Below are 16717 nucleotides of genomic sequence, written 5' to 3' on the forward strand. Positions count from 1 at the left end.
TATTAACGAATCGTTTATGAAAAAGCCCTACTGAATAATTTCAGCAGGGCTTTATACTATTTCAGGTATTAGAACTTATAGTTCAGACCTACGGTAACAATGTATTCTGATTCGTCATAGAAGGTAATATTTGAATCGGTTGAGCTGTAACCCGCAAAAGAGATGAACGACCAATCCTGCCAATCCATGAATTTAATGTACTCGTAAGCTGCAAAGAAGCTCAATTTGTTGTCCTTGCGAATCTCAGTATAAATTGGGTTTTCAGCACCGAATGTTCGTTGATTATAACCGGCAGTTAATACCAACTGGTGTCTTTGCATTATTTTAAAGAAACTGACTTCCGCACCGTATTGATCGTAAGAGCTTGCTTTTCCGTCCGCAGATGAAGATTGGTAAATAACAGAAGGTAGGACGAATGAAGTGCGACTTAATGGTAAACGATATTGACCTTTTAAGTAGATTGTATCTGCGTCTCTTTTTAGTACATCTACGACATCATCGTTCTCGATATCTTTGGTTGCATAAGCGCTATCAATAGTAAAATTTGAGCCAGCAATATTATTCACTTTAAAACGAAATGCATTGCCTGATGCATCTGTTTCTGTTCGAGCTGAGTCGACTAAATATGGGTTAGCCCATGTCTTGCTTGACATAACGGTTGGTAAAATAGATACATCAACTACCATTCTTGAATCAAACTGATACTTATAACCCACCTCAAGAACAACAGTACCTGTGGCGATATCTTGGCGAGTGGTACCTGCATACACTTGCTGATTTAACTCTTGGCCAAATGTATAGGCTATGCTGCCAAGAGGAAAAGCCATAAATCCGTTATCGCTAGAGCCTTTTTGGTACACGGAGCTAATAGTATCTTCACCTTCGGTATTAAAATTGGATGTTGAAGATGTAAACCCTGTTGTTAATGCAATTTCACCACTAATGCCTTCTTTATCTGCAAGTTGAGCCATTGCCGAAGGTGTAACCACGCATAAAATGAATGAGAAATTACGTAAATTCATAAAGAGTCATTCCTTGAATTATTATTTAATTAACCATAGTGAAACAGTAATACATAAATATCAACAAAGAAGTGCTATTTAGAAATTATAAACTCTGCTTATATTGCTTCGGCGTTGCGGCAACCATGTTTTTAAAGTTGCGATGGAAATGACTTTGGTCGGTAAAACCAAGATCTGTGGCAATAGAGGCAATATTTTCTCCTTCTTTTAGCAAGGCTTTGGCTTTATTTATCCGCATTACTATTTGATATGCATGTGGGGTAATGCCGTATTGCTTTCTGAACGAGTGGATGAGGTAATAATCACTTAACCCTGAGATTTCAGCAATTTCTGAAATGGAAATGTTTTTATTAAAGTTATCTGAAATATACTGATAAGCACACTCAATGGCTTTTTTAGATATGCTATCAAGAGAGGGACTATCGCTGTCTTTTAGGATTAACTCAGAGAAAAAATTAATCGCAGTTTGTTCAACTTTGATTGCAGATTCATCTTCTATTAGAGTTTTAGCCAGTGATTGAAATCCTCTATATAAGAAAGGACAATCACTGTGCGTCATTTGAATTGGTTGAAATTCTTGATTGCTTCCATTCGATATTTGAGATTGAAGATCGGCAATCCAGTCTGGTTCAACATAGAGCATTTTGTAGCTCCAGTGAGTGCCTTTTTGTGGGTTACATGAATGGACTTCTTCCGGGTTCACGATAACAGTTGAACCCGGTCGAATAGTTTGTTTTATATTTTGATTTACATACTCACTAATCCCGCTATCTACCACACCAATTGAAAACTCTGGGTGAGTGTGTTTTTTATAGCAGGCGTTTGAATTATCGGAGTACCGTAGTTCAAACGGAAGAGCAGATGATCTTAAAAAGTGAGGGTTTGAATTAGCCAACGTAACGTCCATTTATTATTTTGATATAAAGAATACATACACTACTGTTAATGCAAGCAAGCCTCCCATCGCTCGATTAAAGATTTTATAATGAATAGGGTGCTCAAGGTATTTACCAATGGTTAAACCTAATAAAGCCCAAGTTGATATACAGCAGTAACATACGATAAAAAATATCACACTAAATGCCCCGAGGTCTTCGATAGGAATCACACCGTTACTAGAAAATACGGTGACACCAGACAAAGATACAATCCAAGCTTTTGGATTCAACCATTGACACAATAAGCCTTGTAACATGGTTGGGGCATCGTCCTTTTTGTTTTTATTTTGTTCGGTTCTTTCGCTAGTTGCTACTTTATAAGCCAAATAAAGTAGGAAAGCGCTACCAAGGTAATTTAGAACTAGCGTTGCTGTATGCGAATCATCAAAGGCTTGTATTAGCCCAAGCCCCAATATAATAAGAATAGACACAAAACCAACAGTTGCCCCAAAAATATGTGGAATTGTTCTTGTGTATCCATGATTAGCACCAGTGATAGTAGCAAGAATATTTACAGGTCCTGGTGAGAGGGAAGTGACAAAGGCAAACATTGCCATCGCTAAAAAAAGACTCATTATTTATCCTTAAAATTCAGTTACTTCTTTGTTTCCTTCAATGAAGCGATGTTCTTGTAAATCGACGATACGATAGCGTTTTGCCTTGATTTTTCCTGTTTTACAATAACCAGCCTTATTTTCCCAAAATCCGGCATTAAACTCGTCGGTTAATCGTAATTCAGAAAGGCACTTAACCCCTTTATAGCGATACCGCGAGAAGTCGATCAACCTTAATGGATAGCCTTCTTCTAAAGATAGATCTTCACCATCAACGGCCCAAATAAGCATAGTACGGTTCTCAAGGGCGTCAATAAAAGGGATAGTAGAATCATATTGTCCTTTTTCAGTACCAACACTTATTTGTTTTAAGTAATAGTCGCGATATTCACCGCTATTTACTTTAAGGTGATTTAACACATCACCAAGTAAAACACCTGTCCATGTACGGCGAATACTCCAATTACAAACACATACTTCTCGACGGTTTTCTGTAATTGGCGCAATATTTTTTAGCTCTTCAAGACCAATTTCGAACGGAGTTAACTCATTAGGTAAAAAGATTTTCAATGACCATTTTTGTGCATCAAACTCGACTGGTGGCCCCTCTTGGTAATAGCGTAATGACGAGGGTTTCTTCTCTATAAAAGGGGTTTTCGTAATTGCTTCCATAATACGACTCACTAATCCGTTAAATTTTTAACACAGCGAAATCCAACAATATTATCTCGAACTGTTGGTGGGTAATTGTCTCTACTTGAGCAGCGCATATAATCTTCATCATGCAAACCAGAACCCCCCCTAACAACATGGTCAAAGTTAATATTAGATATACATAAAGGGTCTTGATTTTGAGTATCCCATGCGTAATTTGGAAGATAATTATCTAAACACCATTCTGCAAGGTTCCCACCCATATCCATACAACCAAATGGAGAGCGATTTTGCGGATGAGCATCCCAATCTGTCGATCTGCGGTCAAATTCTTCAGGCTCACAATCAGGTGCAAAATTTGCGATAGAAGAGGTTGGTTCTACATTGCCCCAAGGGTAGGTTCGGGTATCATTCCCTTTGGCAGCATACTCCCACTGTGTTTCTGTGGGTAGCTCTTTGCCTACAAATTTTGCATAAGCCTCCGCTTCATACCAACTAATACCTGTTACTGGTTTTTTATCACCATTCCAGTTTTTATCCTGCCAATAAAGTGGCTCAGTTATTTGATTTTCAGTAATAAAATTGAACCCTTTATGTGACCAGTAAGATGGATCTGAATACCCACCTTGCTCGATGAATACTCTAAAGTCTTTATTTAACACAGGGTGTATGTCCATAAAAAAAGGCGATAAAGTAATTAGGCTAACGGGCTGTTCATCAGGACTTAAGTTCGAGCCTCTTCTGTATGGTTCGCCTGATACCAGTACCATATTATTAATAATGCTCATCTAATTAATCCTAGGTTTCCAGTGTATTTATTAACTATTTTCTTTGTTCCGTAGACCGCGATACCAAGATATTCGATATCTTCGGCCTTGGTAGAAGCTAATTTTTCTGAATAGTCTTGATAGTTTTTAGTACTTTGAGCCACGTTTGAAAAATCAACTAATGTCGCTTCTTCTTTTAACGAGTTTCTTATTGATTTAATAGACTCCGGTGAACTGGCTAAAATAGGGATGGGGATAGAGGTGATCCCCGTGTGAACTTCACCGTCATTATTAATATTATCTGCACCGATGAGTTCTGGATGTAATTTACCTAGCGATAAAGTAAGAACAGCCGCAGTATTCGCAATTAACCCTTGTGGCAAGGTTTTATCTATCACGAGTACGCATTTTTGATTGTCCATTACACTTCTTCCTTTTGACGTTGTTTATTTTTTATAAAAAGCACCCAAGTCATTTGAATGGTTAGAGGGGCTGAAATCTTTTCTAGCTGATAGAGTTTGATTGAATCTGAATTGACAAGACAACAGTCTGATAAGCCTTCAGACACATGAATTGCAGATTGACTCGTTGAGGGGGAAAGTTTGATATTTAAATTGGCACTCGATAGATCTATTACGCTTGGACTCGCAGTTTTGATTAAGCCATCAAGACGTGAAATAGGGGCGTGATGAGTATCGATGGTTATGGTTTCGTTATTATTTATTTTTTGTTGTAATTCATGAAGGTTTCTACAGCAAAGGTAGTATTTAGGAGGAGAAAAAAAGAATGACCCTGACAGCAATGTTTTTGGGTTCATGTAAAAATAATCTGCTTTTTTATAGGCGTTCGCAACAAGTAATGCAACATTGTCATTCTTTTCAACGAAATCTGACGCTTTTTCAAACGTATCAAAAAGTAAGATCTTTAATGGTCGTTTGAGTAAGTTTGCATAGTAATTTGCGGCAGCTTCACTGCTTGAACTTTTAGGTCCCAGAGTGGCAACTGTTGTGATATTGCTGTTATCTCGTAGCCAATAAAAATTATGATCCATGATGGTGTATCAATCCTTGTTTTAATTATGAAATTATAATAATTCAAGGAGATAGCTCATTATTGTACAAAATTGCTTTTTGAATCTAATTAATAAAGAACTTTTAAAGAAGAAGATAAAGGCAGATACTTAGACTCTTACTAACAGCGCTGTTTATAAATAGTGTTCATCGTTATAAAGAGAAAAACATGAAAGTAGTAAAAAAAGGGCTGCGAGCCGTTGCGGTATTAGAGGCTTGCAAAGGTGTGGTATCTCTTTTGGTGGGATTTGGTTTGCATGTTCTTGCTGGTCATAATATGCGTCAATTTGCAGAAAATATCGTCAGTCGTTTACATTTAAATCCTGCTGGACACTTACCTAGTATTTTTATTCATTCCGCGAGTAGTTTAACAGATGCAAGAATGGGGCTATTAGCCATTGGCGCACTAGTTTATTCGTTGATTCGACTCGTTGAAGCCTATGGATTATGGAATGGACTCGTATGGACTGAATGGTTTGCTTTGTTGAGTGGCGCGATTTACTTACCTTTTGAAATCTATGAAATGATTTTTCATACAAACGTATTAGGTATCGGTGTCTTTTTTATTAACGTATTTATTGTGGCTTATATGGCATATGCGCTGTATAACGAAAGAAAAATGCAAAGGGAATACTCACTATAATCTTTAGTTTGCCGTTATTTACTTGTGCTGTTATTTTCTTATCCGAACATATTTACGTTCGGATAAGTATTGTTTCACACAAGTAAATGATATTTAGAATGGGTAGTGACTAAACATATTATCTAGCATGATCTGTAATGGAAGATCGCTATCTACAGTACGTGCGTACGTTCTTAATCCTGCTATTTGGACCTGAACAAATTGAGCAAGCTGTTTTGTATCTTTCTTTTTCTCTATTTCTCCAATCTCTTGCGCTTGTTTTAATACCTTTTCAAACTCAGATTCCATTATCTTCAAAGAACGTTTTGCTTCAGCTAATAACTCTTCATTTTCATTCGTTAATTCAGTGACCGTTTTTACTAACATGCACATGCCACTAGGGGAACTAGAGCGCTTTTCTACGACAATGTGATGAATAAATGACTTAAGTCCTAGCAGAGGGGATTTTTGTTCATTACAACATTGTTCTAAATGCGTGATCCCTAGTTGAGTGTAACGCTGTAATGATTCTTTAAATAATCCTTCTTTACTGCCGAATGCGGCATAAATGCTTCCTGGACGCATATCGATCACTTCTTGAAGATTACGCATTGATGTTCCATAGAATCCTTTCTCCCAATAAAGATCAACCGCTTTATCAACAACTTGTATGCGATCAAATTTTGAATTCTTAGCCATAAAAAGATGCCTCAAATAACCCTCTTGAACATTTGTTCAAACAATACCTTGAACGATCGTTCAAGTCTAGTTATATTGTTTTTACGCCACCGAATACCAGCAGGTGATGAGGTTGGTTTGTTTAATTATTAAAAGGATACCAATATGCTTAAGTTTTATTTTCATCAAACACCTAACCCTATGAAAATTGCCTTGTATTTAGCTGAAACAGAGTTGCCATTTGAGTTAATGCCAGTAGATACCTTAAAAGGTGAGCAGCATACAAAAGAATACCGAGCGATTAATCCAAATGGGAAAGTACCTGCAATTGTTGATGATGGAGTTCGTGTTTTTGATTCAAGTGCGATTTTACTTTACCTATCAGAAACGAGGGGGAAGCTTGGTGGCAAAGCAGAAGACCGTGCCGAGATGCTTTCATGGCTATTATTTATAGCTTCGGGTCTAGGTCCATTTTCAGGTCAGTCCGTACATTTCCGTCATTTTGCACCTGAAAAATTACCTTATGCAATCAACCGCTATTTATCTGAAGCACAACGTCACTATGACGTTTTGGATAAACACCTTGAAGGTCGTGAATATATTGTCGGTGACGAGTTTAGTATCGCGGATATTTCGGCATGGGGTTGGATTGATAAAGCGACAGTTGTTTTAGGTGAAGAGGGATTAGCTCCTTACCCAAATATTCAACGTTGGTTTGATGGTATCAATAGTCGTCCTGCTGTTGAAAAAGCACGGAATATAGCAAACAACGTTGAGTTTAAATCAGAGTTTGATGAAGAGGCTAATCGTTCTCTTTATCCGCAAAATTTTGCCAAAAGCGGAAGTGCTAAATACTAATATTATTTTTATAAAAATATTTATATCGTTTTTTAGGAGTCAGTATGGAACAACAATATATCCCACCTAAAGTGTGGACCTTTGATAGTGAAAGCGGTGGTGAATGGGCGAAAATTAATCGTCCGGTTTCAGGTGCTACACATAAAAAGCAGCTACCAGTAGGTAAACATGATTTACAGCTTTATTCGATGGGAACACCAAACGGACAGAAAGTGACAATCATGCTTGAAGAGTTGCTAGAATTAGGCATCACGAAAGCGGAATATGATGCGCATTTAATTAAAATTAGTGAAGGCGACCAATTCTCATCTGGTTTTGTTAATGTAAACCCTAACTCTAAAATTCCAGCTCTTGTTGATTCTTCAGGAGAAGTGCCAATTGAAGTCTTTGAATCTGGCTCTATCTTGTTATATTTAGCTGATAAATTTAAAGCTTTTTTACCTGAAGCTCCTGAAAAGCGCGTTAAAGTGATGAACTGGTTATTTTGGTTACATGGTTCTGCACCATATATTGGTGGTGGTTTTGGGCATTTTTATGCTTATGCTCCTGAGAAATTTGAATACCCAATCAACCGTTTTACAATGGAAGTAAAACGCCAGTTAGATGTGTTAGATAAGCAACTATCTAAAAATCAATATATTGCAGGAGATGAATATACTATTGCTGATATGGCTATTTGGCCATGGTATGGTAATTTAGTTCTTGGATCCTTATATAATGCGAAGGCATTTTTAGATGTTGATAGCTATGTTTATGTAAAAAGTTGGGCGAAAATGATGTTAGCTAGATCTGCTGTTCAGCGTGGCAGAGTTGTGAATAGAACATGGGGAGAACAATGGGAGCAAGTTGCTGAGCGTCATAGTGATAAAGACATAACAGAGGTTCTATTACTTAAACCTGAATAATTTATGGCTGCTATAGTTAGGCTAAGGATTTGATATGAGGCATTAAATCCTTGGCTTTTTATATTTAATATATAGATAAGACAACTAATTATTGTTGAGATAATAATATTTTTAACTATTACAGTGTTTACAATGTGGTTTATTACTTATATATTGATTTGGTTACCACGATAAACGACTAGGATACATTCATGCTTTCTTCTACAGCCCTACAATTTGCTGCTTTGTGTAAAACAATGCTCGGTGCTGTGTCGCGTGTAACATCATCTATTATTGCTGTCATTCTAGTGATTATTAACTAGGCTGGCGGCACTTCCGTCAGCCAGGCTGACGGGAGACTGCTTTATTCTCTTCTTGTTTTTCTCAGCTAATCTGACGGTCCACAATAAAAGCTACTAGGGTTAAGCCCAATAGCAATAAGGACTATGACATTGAAAAAACAAAATTTACTTGCTATCGGTTTAATGACTTTCGCCATGTTTCTTGGTGCAGGAAATATTATTTTCCCTCCATTTCTTGGCTTAGAAGCAGGCACTCAATACTTGCCAGCAATGCTCGGTTTTTTGCTTACTGCCGTTGGGTTACCATCGTTGACACTAATTGTACTAGGCCGGTTAAGTAGCAGTGGTCAATTAACACAGGCACTACCTAAGCCGTTAGCCATTGCCTTTTGGGTACTGTTATTTACTGCAATTGGTCCCGCATTTGGCATGCCAAGAGCGGTAACTGTGGCTTATGAAATGGGCATAAAACCTTTTGTTGAAGGTGATTATTTATTAATTTTCTCAGTTTTGTTTGTTGGTGCGACTTTGTTATTAGCATTTCAACGTGGAAAATTAGTTGATTATATAGGTAAGGTGATGACCCCTTTACTTGTGCTGATGCTAGCGGCTCTAGCAGTAGCTGCTATCATAACGCCTTTAGGTGCATTTAATACCCCAAGTGCTGATTATCAATATAAAGCAGTAACCAGTGGTTTAATCCAAGGCTACATGACAATGGATGCTATTGCTGCTGTTGGTTTTGGTTGGATTATAATCAAAGCAATTCAAGATAAAGGGTGTGAGTCACCACAAGAAATTTTCCAAGCGACAGTAAAAGTTACTGTTGTGTATGCCTTATTAATGTCGGCGTGCTACTTAGCGATGGCATATGTTGGTGCGACTTCTGCTTCTATTTCAGAAGGGGCAACGAATGGTGGTGAATTACTAACTCGTTATGTTGCAGAGATCTTCGGGCCATTAGGACAGTACTTATTGGCAGGTATCATCATAATGGCGTGTTTAACCACAACCGTTGGCTTAACCAATGCGTGTGCTGAGTATTATCAGCAAACTTTCCGTTCACCTTTTGCAATTACGGCAATCATCGTAACAGTATTAACAGGCGTTATTGCTAATTTTGGTTTGGAGCAAATCTTAGCTATTAGCTTACCTGCTATTTTAATTCTTTGTCCTATTGCCATTGCTTTGGTGCTCACGGCACTGTTCTTACCTACGACAAAACGCAATGTAACTGCTTATATAACGATTGTTAGTATTACAGTGGTATTTGGTAGTTTAGATGCATTACATATTCTTGGACTATTGCCAGAATCGCTAGCTATCCCGTTGAATGACTATGTTCCAATGTTTGAAGCGCATGCCAGTTGGTTCTTACCAGTGTTTGCAGCTATTGCTATTAGTAAGATATTAGCTAGAAAAGCGAATATTGAAGCGGTTGAATTATCAGAAAAGGCGGCAGGCCTAAAATAGAGAGTGTTCTTTGTCTTAAATAAAAACGGGTGGCTTTTCGGCTACCCGTTTTCGTTTGTGTTCGATTTTAACAAGCCAGAATGATCAAATACTTATGTAGATTGGTATAATATAGCAATACTAATAAACAGTTATATTAAAACTTGTAAGTTACCCCCGCGTATAAAGTACCAATGTTCATTGCATAATCGTCTGAGTAGCTGTAGTAACCGTAATCTTGGTATACATTCTCTTCAATGAAAAGATCACCTTCATAAGCTACACGAAAAGCTAAACCACTTAATGCTTGTGGAGCGTACTCAACACCAATACCATAGTGAAAAGATGTGTTAGTTTCGCTAATAGAGTGACCTAAAATGTCAGTCGATGATTCTAATGAACCTAAGCCTACAATACCAAATGGACGCCAGCCACTATCAAACGTGTAACCTAGGTTTGCAGCAAGAGAAATAGATCTTGATTCGATATCAACGCCTTTAAAACCAGTAGATTTCACTATCGAATGATTTACATTGATATCGCCATATTTTGTATATTGAAGTTCTACAGCCACAATACGGTTGAATTGATAACCACCTAAAAACTTAATCGTAGAATCATCAGTATCAATAGTTGTGCCTGTATAATCAAATGCACCACCATCATCAAAAGTAGTAGCACCAACACCACCACCTAGATAAAAGCCTGAAATGTTATCGTTAGCATTAGAAAATGCAGAGAATAATACAAATAGAAGTGCAATTTTTTTCATGAGATTCTCGTTTAAATTGAAAGGATAAAAGTGAGTGAAGTATAAGAAGTTGGATGAGTTAAACTAAATAAAATTAACACATTTGAAATTTGTTTGATTTATATATCCATAATAACTAAATTTGTTGAAAGTTAGATTTATATAAGCAATTGATTATATTGAATTTTCTTATTTTTCAATGCGGTAAAAGTAGTAAGGCGTTGATTTGAAATGTTTATTAGGTAAACTTCGGGTGTATAAATAAACTCATAGAAACAGTGGCTTTTATTTATAACTTTCATCTCTTTTTCATGAGAATAAATAGATTTTTTTGTTGTTATAAGGCGTAAATGCAAAAGATAGCTGTCGCGAATTTGATTTTAATACCAGAAACTCGAACATTAACAAATCATCTTGGAGAGACAATAATATTAAGACCATTACCTTATAATGTCTTTATGTTACTTCTCGATCAAAAAGAACAGAGTGTCTCACGTGATCATCTCTTTAATGAATGCTGGGAAGGCGTTGTTGTTACTGACCAAGCATTGACTAATGTTATTTCAGGATTAAGGCGTGATTTGGTTCAGTTAGCAGCGGAAGGCATTGAATTGAAGACGGTGAGTAAAATAGGATATTTACTTACAATTAATGATGACTTTCTCGTTACCGAGCCTCAAAGAAAAGTAAGCACTTTTCTTGTAGAGACTGATAATCTTACGAAAGTGGAAAAGTTAGCCTTAATCCGCGAAAGCATCTTTGGTAAATCATCTAGAATTTCACAACTTATTACTTTTTGTTTGTTAGTTGCCATTGGTGGCTTATATTGGGCTCAGGGGCAATCATCAGCGCCTCATTTTTTAATGAAAGAGCATTATCAGCATTTCAATATTAATAATACTGACTTTTATTTATTGAATAAAACCCAAAAGAACATTGAGCTTGATAAGATTCAATTACAGCTTGAATCAATGGGTCTACAAGAATGTAATGCAGACATTTATATAAGAATGTATGAGTCAGCTTATGAAGATGATGTTTTATCTTTAAGAGGGTATATGCTTTCAAAAAAGAGCAATAGGAATGGAAATTATACATTAAGTCAGTTTTCACATCAGGAACTCTCTAGCGTCATTGTAAATGCAGTAATGAGGGCGAAATTAATATGCGATTAGTTAATTTTTTTCTATTGTTAACTCTAATTGCTTATGGTGCTTATCAATGGAAAGAGGAGGCTGAACTTGAGCTTTCAGGTTCACGTTGGAGTTGTAACGAGTTGTCGAGCAACTTTACCTCTGATGCATATAAAAAATATCAAGAAATAGGAGAGCGAGACACTATCTACTTTGCTTCTTCATCTCATTTAACTATCTATCAAAGTGGCGAGCTCGTTTTTAAAAATGGTAACCGTGAAAAATACGAAGTCATTATGGATGTGAGTTATAAAGTAAAGAAGAATAAACTCTCTTTATTCTATAAAAATATTGATTGGCATAAAAAACCAGAAAGTGCGCCTATATTTGTTAGGGATACAGAGTCATTGGAAGGGCTTGAAGCCGATGTTAAGTTTATGATTGATGATGATCAACTCTACTTTTTTAATCGTAAAAGCAATGAAGATAATAATTTTATCTGTTTTTCTGTATAGCTTAAATAATAGGTGAGTAACATTACCTCTTAAATTATTGAATATTTACGATAGAGTTCCTTTCTCTTCATTGTAGTGTGAATTGATAAAAATAATGAAGATTACATGGAGATAAATGTAGTTGCAATGTTACCTGGTTGTATCTATAAACTGTAGTTATAATAACTACTTATAAATATTTTGTTTTATTTTTATAAATTTGAATGATGTGTGATCTGCCGCTATTTATTAAATTTATAAGATGATTATTATCCTCTCGATTTTTTGGTGTTTAAATTACTGATGTAATAAGCGGTAATTTAAAAATAGTTATATAAAACCTATCATCAGGGAGATTGATATGTTTTTAGTCGAGTTCTTAATTGTATTAATTTGTATTCTAGTCGGTGCCCGAATTGGCGGTATCGGTTTAGGAGTTATGGGCGGTATTGGTTTAGCTATACTGAGTTTTGTATTTGGTTTACAACCGACAAGCCCACCTATTGATGTAATGTTAATGATCATGGCGGTAGTAGCCGCAGCTGCTGCAATGCAAGCCGCTGGTGGTCTTGAATATTTAATCAAAATAGCTTCGAATATTCTTCGTAAAAACCCACGTCATATTACTTTCATTGCTCCTTTAGTGACGTATATGTTCACCTTCTTAGCAGGTACTGGGCATGTGGCTTATTCTGTTCTTCCTGTTATTGCAGAGGTAAGCCGTCGTAGTGGTGTTCGCCCTGAGCGTCCACTAGGCATGGCAGTTATCGCTTCACAATTTGCGATTGTAGCAAGTCCAATTGCCGCGGCTGTTGTTGCTCTGGTTGCTTTTTTAGAACCTCAAGGCATTACATTAGCAAACGTATTGATGATAACAATTCCAGGAACTTTCTGTGGTTTAGCTCTTGCTTGCGTTATCGTAAACAAAATCGGTAAAGATCTGAAAGATGATCCTGAATACCAACGTCGTATGCAAGATCCTAAGTTCCGCCTAGAAATGGAACAAGAAGTTAAAGTTGAAGAGATTGAGATTAAACCTGGCGCTAAAAAAGCAGTAGGCCTGTTCTTATTCGGCGCAATTGTGGTAGTTGTTATGGGCGCATTCCCATCGCTACGTCCTAACTTCAATGGCTCACCAATGGGAATGGCACACACCATTGAAATCGTCATGTTAGCAATGGCTGCATTGATTATTCTATTATGTAAGCCTGATGGTAACGAAATTACTCAAGGCTCTGTATTCCATGCAGGTATGCGTGCAATTGTTGCTATCTTTGGTATCGCATGGTTAGGCGATACTTTTATTGCTGGTCACTATGAGATGGTAAAAGAAGCGGTTTCTGGGTTGGTTGAAGTTGCGCCATGGACTTTCGCTTTTGCACTGTTTGGTTTATCTGTAATGGTAAACAGCCAAGGTGCAACAACAGCAGTATTAGTGCCTGTTGGTATCACGCTAGGTCTTCCACCTGAAGTCATTATTGCAACATTCGTTGCTGTTAACGGTTACTTCTTTATTCCTAACTACGGTCCTATCATTGCTTCAATTGACTTTGACCGTACAGGAACAACCAAAATCGGTAAATACATATTTAACCACAGCTTTATGATCCCAGGTTTATTAAGCATGGTATTTAGTATTATTTTCGGTTTCATTTTCGCAAGCATGGTTTTATAGTAACCTAGCGTTGAAGATTATAATAACCACACTTACTTATAGTAAGTGTGGTTTTTTATTATTTGAATCGGTAGAGCAGTTATAAAAGCAATCTTAGATCAGTTTAAACAATGAAAGATCAGTTTTTTGTTGCTCTGCTAATATTGCTAATTCTTGGCTAACTTGTTGTGTTTGGTGAATCGAGGATACATTTTCATTTACCAAATCAAAGGTACGAGTTGTATTTCGCGCAATGTCCTCAGTAACTGAATATTGCTCTTGAGATGCGGTAGCAACCAATGTATTAATATCAGATATTGTTTGAACTGAGTTTGCGATATCATTAAATGATATTTTAACATCTTCAGATAAAACAACAGATTTTTGGATGAGTGTTACATTATCTATCATATTGTTATTGGCTTTTTCAGATTGAGTCTGAAGTTTAGAAATTATATCTTGTATATGCTTGGTTGATTGTTGTGTTTTTTCCGCTAAGCTACGAACTTCATCAGCGACAACAGCAAAACCTCGACCTTGTTCACCTGCACGAGCTGCTTCAATTGCGGCATTTAATGCAAGGAGATTTGTTTGGTCGGAGATTGAACTAATGACAGCGATGACTTCACTAATATTGATTGTATTGGTTTTTAATTCTTCAATCATTGTAGCTGTTTGTTGGACTGAGATATTAATACTTTCAGTTAATAGAATCGATTCGTCTAAATGCTTTTTACCTATATCAACATTATTTATAGCTGACTGAGCTTGTTCTTCAGCTTGTGTGGCATTCAGTGTTACTTCTTTTGAAGTACTTGAAAGTTCACTAATCGCTGTTGAAATTTCTTCAATTTGAGCTAATTCATGTTGTGAGTTTTCAGCAGTAATTCCCATAACGACATTTGATTCTTCAGCACTGGTTGCCAATTGCGCACTTCCTGTATCCATTTTCTGTAATATAGAATGAAACTCGTCCAGCATTTCATTTAAATATTTAGTACTAACTCCAAGTTCATCTTCAGATAAAACTTTAGCTCTAATGGTTAAATCTTTATTTTTAGAAACAGACTCGACAATTTGTGATAATTGTAAAGCTTGAGAAATTAATAATTTTGAAATAAATACAGAAGAAATAATGGTAATAGTTAGAGTAGATAAGATAATGAAGGTAGTAGAATAAATAGATTTATTCACATTATTATTTAACTCGTTAATTACCGTGTTTATATCAATAACTAATTCATCTTCATATTGCTTAAATTCATTAATTAGATTGGTTGATGCTTGATACCAATCTGTAGCTGAGACGGTATAGTTTCCTTTCTTGTAGTTATTGTTTACCATTTCTCTAATATCAGATACTTTTTTAAATACAGGGCTAGCAAGAAGAGTATTTAATCTTTTTATCTGTTGGCTACTTGCATACTCTTCAAATGTTGAAAGGTGTGCGTTTTGAGTTGCATCAAGAGTGACAAATGTTTTATATAGTGATAAAGAAACAGGCCCCGTACTCGACAAAATATTATTTAAACTTGCACGCTCTTTTCCTGCGGCCTCTTTAATCTCTAAAAATAATGAGTAATTTCTTAAGTAAGGAGTTAATGTTTTTTCAGTTGAATTTTTTACGATAACATTACTTAAAGATAAAAATAATTTATTGATATCAGTGTAATATTTAGCGGCGTTAGCAGCTGAAATCTTGAAGGAATCAACATTGTTTCGATTTGAATTAAGTAGCTCAAGCTGTGAGAAAATACTTAACATATCATTATAAACAATAGGGTGAGATTGCTGTAATGATATTGATTTTTCTTTTAGTGATTGTAAGTACTTGCTCAATACCGCATCTGTTTCATTTCGCTGAGCTAACATTTCGTTTTTAAAATTAGCGCCTTTTGAGCTAACAAAACCAGCAGTTGATCCGCGTTCTTTCTGAAGCTAATGAACTATTAGGCTACCTTCAATTGATATCTCAGTCATTGAGCTAATGTTTTGTAGCTCTGAACGAAGTGAAATTGTAGTATTTAGTGTATTAAGAGAAAAAAACAACATCCCTACTATAGGGAGTGTGATAATAAATAGGATTTTTTGTTTAAATGTTAATTTTTTAATGAAGTTCATAATATAATCTGCATAAGTTTAAGTTCCTGTCTTTTTAATTAGTCAATCTGTTTGTTGTGTTTTATTTACAAATTCCATACTTTCTTTGTGGTTTCTTAAATTCGAGATAATAATATATTATTGTTATTAGATAATATCTACCACTTTTGAGTACAAATTTATATGAAAAAGTAATGATAAAATAAATGTTTAATAACATAAGCGAAGGGTTTGTTGCGTAAGTGATACTGAATATTAACAAGTGATCTTTGTTAGTATCAGCTGGCTAGATAACGGTAAGCAAATTAGTTCAATGGAAAGGTAGAGGGCGGCTTAGTCAGAGTTAGTCTTTATTATTAAACAACTCATCTTAATTAAAATTCTCTTTAGTAATTAAAGGAGATTTTTTGTCTCTGTTCCTAAGCATTGATTTCGATAATTAGAATAATCGCCATTCAACTGCTACCTTTTAATAAGAGAATCAGCTCAATAGGGCATTTTCGATGTATGGATAGGAGGGTGTTATGTATGATGAGAAAAGGGTTTTCCGTCATTATATTATTTTAATGGTTATCTTTGTGACAGCTATGTTTGTAGGGATAGAAAAAAGTGAAGCGAATACCAAACTAAAAGTTGGAGCTTACCATTGTCCTCCTTTTATCTTTCATCAAAATTCTCAACAGTATGATGGCTTAAGCATGGTGCTGTGGCAGCGAATTTCAGAAATCATGAAGGTTGAATATTCAATTCAAAATTACGAATTAGATGATTTATTGCTAGCCGC

Annotated in this window: 16 protein-coding genes and 2 pseudogenes; 8 read left to right on the forward strand and 10 right to left on the reverse strand. The window is 35.9% G+C overall.

Annotation, left to right across the window (positions count from 1 at the left end):
- Nucleotides 1-68 precede the first annotated feature (68 nt).
- The 7 genes from PVK71_RS18780 to PVK71_RS18810 all read right to left on the reverse strand — a co-directional run bounded on the left by PVK71_RS18780 (nucleotide 69) and on the right by PVK71_RS18810 (nucleotide 4986).
- Nucleotides 69-1022 carry a DUF2860 domain-containing protein gene (locus PVK71_RS18780; protein ID WP_274420667.1) on the reverse strand — a complete coding sequence of 318 codons (954 nt, stop codon included), beginning with the start codon at nucleotides 1020-1022 and terminating at the stop codon, nucleotides 69-71.
- Nucleotides 1023-1107: 85 nt separating this feature from the next.
- Nucleotides 1108-1917: an AraC family transcriptional regulator gene (locus tag PVK71_RS18785; protein ID WP_274420665.1), complete on the reverse strand. Its 810-nt coding sequence runs from the start codon at nucleotides 1915-1917 to the stop codon at nucleotides 1108-1110.
- 15 nt (nucleotides 1918-1932) lie between these two features.
- Entirely contained in the window at nucleotides 1933-2535 is a 603-nt protein-coding gene (locus PVK71_RS18790; protein WP_130048635.1) for a LysE family translocator, read from the reverse strand.
- Nucleotides 2536-2544: 9 nt separating this feature from the next.
- Nucleotides 2545-3186, reverse strand: coding sequence for a molybdopterin-dependent oxidoreductase (locus PVK71_RS18795; protein ID WP_274420663.1), 642 nt, complete (start codon nucleotides 3184-3186; stop codon nucleotides 2545-2547).
- Between the two features lie 11 nt (nucleotides 3187-3197).
- Nucleotides 3198-3956, reverse strand: coding sequence for a formylglycine-generating enzyme family protein (locus PVK71_RS18800; RefSeq protein ID WP_274420661.1), 759 nt, complete (start codon nucleotides 3954-3956; stop codon nucleotides 3198-3200).
- Complete coding sequence (locus PVK71_RS18805; protein ID WP_274420659.1) at nucleotides 3953-4357, reverse strand: DUF2000 domain-containing protein; 405 nt, start codon at nucleotides 4355-4357, stop codon at nucleotides 3953-3955. Before PVK71_RS18805 ends, PVK71_RS18800 begins: the two co-directional genes overlap by 4 nt.
- On the reverse strand, nucleotides 4357-4986 hold the full coding sequence (locus tag PVK71_RS18810) for a hypothetical protein (protein ID WP_274420657.1): 630 nt from the start codon (nucleotides 4984-4986) through the stop codon (nucleotides 4357-4359). The genes PVK71_RS18805 and PVK71_RS18810 overlap by 1 nt, the downstream gene beginning before the upstream one ends.
- A 188-nt stretch (nucleotides 4987-5174) precedes the next feature.
- On the opposite strand from PVK71_RS18810, the gene PVK71_RS18815 reads away from it, so the two are divergent.
- The gene (locus tag PVK71_RS18815; protein WP_274420655.1) at nucleotides 5175-5648 is read left to right on the forward strand and encodes a DUF2127 domain-containing protein; all 474 of its coding nucleotides are present in this window, start codon (nucleotides 5175-5177) and stop codon (nucleotides 5646-5648) included.
- 93 nt (nucleotides 5649-5741) lie between these two features.
- Here PVK71_RS18815 and PVK71_RS18820 read toward each other — a convergent pair whose 3' ends face one another.
- Complete coding sequence (locus PVK71_RS18820; RefSeq protein ID WP_274420652.1) at nucleotides 5742-6326, reverse strand: TetR/AcrR family transcriptional regulator; 585 nt, start codon at nucleotides 6324-6326, stop codon at nucleotides 5742-5744.
- A gap of 144 nt (nucleotides 6327-6470) precedes the next feature.
- Between PVK71_RS18820 and PVK71_RS18825 the strand changes: the two genes are divergently transcribed.
- The 3 genes from PVK71_RS18825 (at nucleotide 6471) to brnQ (ending at nucleotide 9822) form a co-directional block, all read left to right on the forward strand.
- Complete coding sequence (locus PVK71_RS18825; RefSeq protein ID WP_274420651.1) at nucleotides 6471-7163, forward strand: glutathione S-transferase family protein; 693 nt, start codon at nucleotides 6471-6473, stop codon at nucleotides 7161-7163.
- A 44-nt stretch (nucleotides 7164-7207) separates the two neighbouring features.
- Nucleotides 7208-8068, forward strand: a complete 861-nt coding sequence (gene yghU, locus PVK71_RS18830) for a glutathione-dependent disulfide-bond oxidoreductase (RefSeq protein WP_274420649.1) — start codon at nucleotides 7208-7210, stop codon at nucleotides 8066-8068.
- Between the two features lie 431 nt (nucleotides 8069-8499).
- Entirely contained in the window at nucleotides 8500-9822 is a 1323-nt protein-coding gene (brnQ, locus tag PVK71_RS18835) for a branched-chain amino acid transport system II carrier protein (protein ID WP_274420647.1), read from the forward strand.
- A 136-nt stretch (nucleotides 9823-9958) separates the two neighbouring features.
- On the opposite strand, the gene PVK71_RS18840 is transcribed toward brnQ, so the two are convergent.
- Nucleotides 9959-10573 (reverse strand): porin family protein, encoded by a 615-nt coding sequence (locus tag PVK71_RS18840; RefSeq protein WP_274420645.1) that lies wholly within the window; start codon nucleotides 10571-10573, stop codon nucleotides 9959-9961.
- Nucleotides 10574-10902: 329 nt separating this feature from the next.
- On the opposite strand from PVK71_RS18840, the gene PVK71_RS18845 reads away from it, so the two are divergent.
- The 3 genes from PVK71_RS18845 (at nucleotide 10903) to PVK71_RS18855 (ending at nucleotide 13854) form a co-directional block, all read left to right on the forward strand.
- A complete protein-coding gene (locus tag PVK71_RS18845; protein WP_274420643.1) occupies nucleotides 10903-11727 on the forward strand; it encodes a winged helix-turn-helix domain-containing protein in 825 nt (274 codons plus the stop codon).
- A complete protein-coding gene (locus PVK71_RS18850; RefSeq protein ID WP_274420641.1) occupies nucleotides 11718-12200 on the forward strand; it encodes a hypothetical protein in 483 nt (160 codons plus the stop codon). The genes PVK71_RS18845 and PVK71_RS18850 overlap by 10 nt, the downstream gene beginning before the upstream one ends.
- Before the next feature lie 340 nt (nucleotides 12201-12540).
- Nucleotides 12541-13854 carry an anaerobic C4-dicarboxylate transporter family protein gene (locus PVK71_RS18855; protein WP_274420639.1) on the forward strand — a complete coding sequence of 438 codons (1314 nt, stop codon included), beginning with the start codon at nucleotides 12541-12543 and terminating at the stop codon, nucleotides 13852-13854.
- A 93-nt stretch (nucleotides 13855-13947) separates the two neighbouring features.
- On the opposite strand, the pseudogene PVK71_RS18860 reads toward PVK71_RS18855, so the two are convergent.
- Nucleotides 13948-15954, reverse strand: a pseudogene (locus tag PVK71_RS18860) (methyl-accepting chemotaxis protein).
- 503 nt (nucleotides 15955-16457) lie between these two features.
- Between PVK71_RS18860 and PVK71_RS18865 the strand changes: the two are divergent.
- Nucleotides 16458-16717, forward strand: a pseudogene (locus PVK71_RS18865) (ABC transporter substrate-binding protein); the annotation flags it as partial.

It is taken from the genome of Aliivibrio sp. S4MY1 (assembly GCF_028765545.1).
Taxonomy (GTDB): Bacteria; Pseudomonadota; Gammaproteobacteria; order Enterobacterales; family Vibrionaceae; genus Aliivibrio.